Origin of the sequence: Microcystis sp. M53598_WE2, assembly GCF_030067735.1 — a bacterium.
Classification (GTDB): Bacteria; Cyanobacteriota; Cyanobacteriia; order Cyanobacteriales; family Microcystaceae; genus Microcystis; species Microcystis aeruginosa.
Map to the genome: position 1 here is coordinate 1 of NZ_JASJFE010000927.1, position 4,098 is coordinate 4,098.

Genomic DNA, 4,098 nt, shown 5'->3' on the forward strand with positions numbered 1-4,098 from the left:
AAGTGTCTCGATAGAAATACCCGACCTTTTGACTTGATCGATAAAGTTAACTACCGTAGTTAATAACCCATCTTCCACTTGAATTGACCCTAAAACTCCCGCACTTCTAGCGCGAAATTGAGCCGAAGCTAAAAGTAAATCTAAACGCTTTTGTAGGTCTTCTTCTGTCATATTTTGGGGATCGATGGAAACGGCAGCGATTACCTGTTTCTCCTCAAAAACTCGTTGATTGGGAACCACATCAGCAAAGACACGAATCTCGCTTTCTCCTAAGACATAATTACCTGCTGAAAGGATTCTCACCACATATTCTTTACCGTCCTGTAATTGTTGACTTAACTGTTCTACCTGTGCTTTTGTGATCTTAACTAAACGCTGGTCAAAATTAGGCTGATTCGGTTGGGTGGCACGGATAGCATTCATATTCGCTTCTCGCAATAACTTATCAATAACAGCGACAATAGCTTGAGTATCAACAATACGAAAAGCTCCAAAAGATAACACCTGTCCCCGGAAAATAGCGATTTGTTTTTCCCGCAATTCTTGATAGGTTTGATAGTATTGTTCTAAAACTTCCACTTCCCGCTTAAGAAAAGCCATTTGGGTTTCTAAATCTTTTAATTTTCCCTCGCGCTGTTCCAAAGCCAAATTTTTATCCACAATCGATCGATCGAGTTCTCCAATGCGTTGATCCCGGCGATCAATTTCTAGCTGTAGGGTTTTTTGTTGGGTTTCCAACTGTTGAAGTCGCGCTTGTCTGGTTGTTAATAACTTTTGTTGATTAGCTAACTCTTTATCTCTAACTTGAACGGTGGTTTGTAGTTGATTGATCTGACTAGAAAGAATTGATTTTTGTTGGGACAATTGATCCCGTTGACTGATTAACTGTGCCTTTTGATTAGTTAAAATGACTCGTTCATTGTTTAAATTAGCAACTTCCTTACGAAACTTTTCCAACTGTCCCGAAACTAATCGCAAACGTTGACGAGAAGCTTGATAATTTTTGTTAAGAACCTCTAGACGTTTCTGCACAGCTATCTGTTCACTTTTAGCCGTTTTTAAAGCCTTTTCCACCTGATTTTTTTGTTCGGTGGTTTTTCTCACCTGTCTTTCTAAATCCTTAATAGCAGCACGACGTTCATTTAAAAGACGATCCAGTTCAAAAACCCCTTGACGCAGGGATTTACTAGAAGCAAACAAGACAATTAAAGTCGAACCGGCGATCAAAATTCCCGTTACAATCGTCATCAAAGTCGCGGTTTGTTTCGGACGCAGATTAAATAAACGCATCCTTTTCTTACCGATACGGCTCCCTATGCGATCGCCAACCGCCGCTATCAGACCACCTAAAACCACGATGGCCAAAACCAAAATATAAGCGCTAGTCATCCAGAATTTAAGTAAATTGTTGACTGAGAGCGACGGGATTATGGACGGTAATTTTCTTCTTGTAAATTGAGACCATTTCTTGATCCCGCAGCTCTCCCAATAAACGGGTGACAGTGACGCGGGTAGAACCGATCGCTTCTGCGATCGCTTGGTGAGACAATTTTAGATCCACCCGGATGCCATCGGTGGTGGGGACCCCAAAATCACGACAGAGAATTAATAAAAAACTGACCAAACGTGAACCCATATCCCGGTGAGCCAAGGTTTCGATCATCATTTCCGTTTGCAGAATCCGCGAGGACAACCCCTGCAGCATCAACATTGATAAATCGGGATTATTGCGGAGGGACCTTTCTACCTGATCGATCGGGGCCGAGAGTAATTCTACCGGAGTAAAAGCCACGGCATGATAAAAACGATCCGAGCGCTGACCAGTCAGTAAGGATAGCACACCAAAGACGCTATTTTCCCGCAGTAGAGCCACGGTAATTTCTTCTCCCGCTTCATAGACTCGCGACAACTTAACGGCTCCTTTCAGCAAAAAATAGACTCTTTCGGCGGGATCTCCCGGGAAAAAGATGGTTTTGCCACGCTCGAACAATTCCACCACCGGGGGGAAATTGCCGCTGCCGATTCGACGGAACACATCTGCTAGGGGTTTATCTTGTATTAGGGATAAGTCCATCTCACATCCAAAAAAGGGGAAAATTGTTTTTATTATGCAACGAGTGTCACCTCTATTAAACATAACCGCTGCCTAAACTGGGAAAAGTTTTGGGCGCTTTTTGCCAGACAATGGGGAGGGGTGATCATTGCTGCCCCGTTATCTGTATCCCTATTATACCGAATCTCGCTGGGGTCGGCTATTGGGGAGATTTTTGTAAGAGAAACGAGAACTATGTTAGATTTAACGGGAAAAAACGCCCTAGTGACGGGGATTGCCAATAATCGCTCGATCGCTTGGGGAATTGCCCAACAACTCCATCAAGCTGGTGCAAATATCGGTGTCACCTATCTCCCCGACGAAAAGGGCCGTTTTGAGAAAAAAGTGCGAGAATTGGCCGATGAACTTAATCCCGCTTTTTATGTCCCCTGCGATGTCCAAAATGACCAACAGGTAGAAGATACTTTCGCTACAGTGGCGGAAAAATGGGGTAAACTGGATATTTTGATTCACTGTCTCGCTTTTGCCGATAAAGAGGGTTTAACGGGCGATTTTACCGCCATCCCTCGGGAAGCTTTCACTAAATCCCTAGATATTAGCACTTTTTCCCTAACCCGTCTAGCTCGATCGGCTAAACCCTTGATGACGGAAGGGGGAAGTATTATCACTCTTACCTATCTCGGTGGTGTCAAGGTAATTCCTAACTATAATTTAATGGGGGTGGCAAAAGCTGGTTTAGAAATGAGTGTTCGCTATTTAGCCGCCGAATTAGGTGGCCAAAAGATCCGAGTTAATGGTATTTCCGCCGGTCCAATTCGCACCTTGGCATCTTCGGCCGTGGGTGGAATTCTTGATATGATCCATCATGTGGAAGAAATCGCTCCTTTACATCGCACGGTGACACAAATTGAAGTGGGAAATACGGCCGCTTTTTTAGCCAGTGATCTTGCTAGTGGTATTACCGGTCAGATTATTTATGTAGATTCCGGTTACGAAATTATGGGAATGTAGTTTTAAGTAGGTAGGTGTTAAAAACCATCAGCGCCCCCCTTATTAAGGGTAGTAGGGTTGATTCATGAATCAACCCTACTATGAATCAACCCTAGGATCAAGGGGGTATCAAAGGCGAAATCTATCTTCAATTTAATTGAAACGACGATCAAAAAAGACTATGATCGTGTTTGTTGCGAAGTTGCTGAAGAGTCTTGCGATCGCTCTCTAGATCGACTTCATTGTAATGTAAATCGGCATCGTGGTTTTTCAAAAAAGCATCCACCACCCAACGAGAAGATAGACCTAAAATACTTCCGACCTCGGCACTGGTGATTTTTTCCGCTCGGTAGGCCTGCACCACCAAAGCCTCTAAAATTTCACGGGTAAGATTATTGTAGTTGTAATGTTGAAGCAATTCATCGGGAATATCGATAGTAATTTTCATGATTTAGCTTCCTTTTTTTTGGGTTTACCGATAATTTTTATAGAACTTAGGTTGAGTTGAAGCATGAAACCTAACACCTTAGTAATCGTCCAATTTCTTTGAGTGATCGCTGTAGATATTCTGGCAAGGGTTCAGTCTGCTGTGCGAGGGCAATTAGCAGCGCTTCAAGATCGATAATTGTTTTGGGAATTTCCATAAGTTAGTCCTGTCCAGTCAGGGTATAGGCTGCCCAATGGTAAGGATCGCTGTATTCTGTTAGTTGATCTAGCCCTATTTTACCCAGAGAACAAATCGCCCACCCTCGGTCAGACTAAGCTTGATGGTCATCGGATTTAATGGCTACCGCTTGGTAGTAAGAGGCGATCGCTTCTGCCCATCTGCCTAAATTCCTTAACGCATTCCCTCGGTTAGTCCAAGCTTGATGGAAATCGGGTTTAACTTCTAAAGCTTGATCGTAGGATGCGATCGCTTCTTCTAATCTCCCTAAATTCTTTAACGCATTCCCTCGGTTGTACCAAGCTTGATGGAAATCGGGTTTAACTTCTAAAGCTTTGTCGTAAGAGGCGATCGCTTGTTCAAATCTGCGTAAATTATCTAAGGCAATCCC

General features: G+C 43.3%; 5 protein-coding genes and 1 pseudogene. 1 reads left to right on the forward strand and 5 read right to left on the reverse strand.

The features are described 5' to 3' along the window. Positions 1-1,389, reverse strand: a 1,389-nt coding sequence (locus PX636_RS18905) for a DUF3084 domain-containing protein (RefSeq protein WP_288118292.1), incomplete at its 3' end; no start/stop codon positions are given. A 7-nt stretch (positions 1,390-1,396) separates the two neighbouring features. Further along, the gene (gene ntcA, locus PX636_RS18910) at positions 1,397-2,074 is read right to left on the reverse strand and encodes a global nitrogen regulator NtcA (protein WP_002793163.1); all 678 of its coding nucleotides are present in this window, start codon (positions 2,072-2,074) and stop codon (positions 1,397-1,399) included. 213 nt (positions 2,075-2,287) lie between these two features. Here ntcA and fabI point away from each other — a divergent pair, with 213 nt between their 5' ends. Further along, positions 2,288-3,064 carry an enoyl-ACP reductase FabI gene (gene fabI, locus PX636_RS18915; RefSeq protein ID WP_002760333.1) on the forward strand — a complete coding sequence of 259 codons (777 nt, stop codon included), beginning with the start codon at positions 2,288-2,290 and terminating at the stop codon, positions 3,062-3,064. A gap of 148 nt (positions 3,065-3,212) precedes the next feature. Here the strand turns inward: fabI and PX636_RS18920 are convergent, their stop codons facing one another. From PX636_RS18920 to PX636_RS18930, 3 genes and pseudogenes are all read right to left on the reverse strand, one after another. Further along, on the reverse strand, positions 3,213-3,491 hold the full coding sequence (locus tag PX636_RS18920; protein WP_288118294.1) for a UPF0175 family protein: 279 nt from the start codon (positions 3,489-3,491) through the stop codon (positions 3,213-3,215). Between the two features lie 70 nt (positions 3,492-3,561). Then, positions 3,562-3,687: a hypothetical protein gene (locus PX636_RS18925; RefSeq protein WP_002780589.1), complete on the reverse strand. Its 126-nt coding sequence runs from the start codon at positions 3,685-3,687 to the stop codon at positions 3,562-3,564. 117 nt (positions 3,688-3,804) lie between these two features. After that, positions 3,805-4,098: pseudogene (locus PX636_RS18930) on the reverse strand (tetratricopeptide repeat protein); the annotation flags it as partial.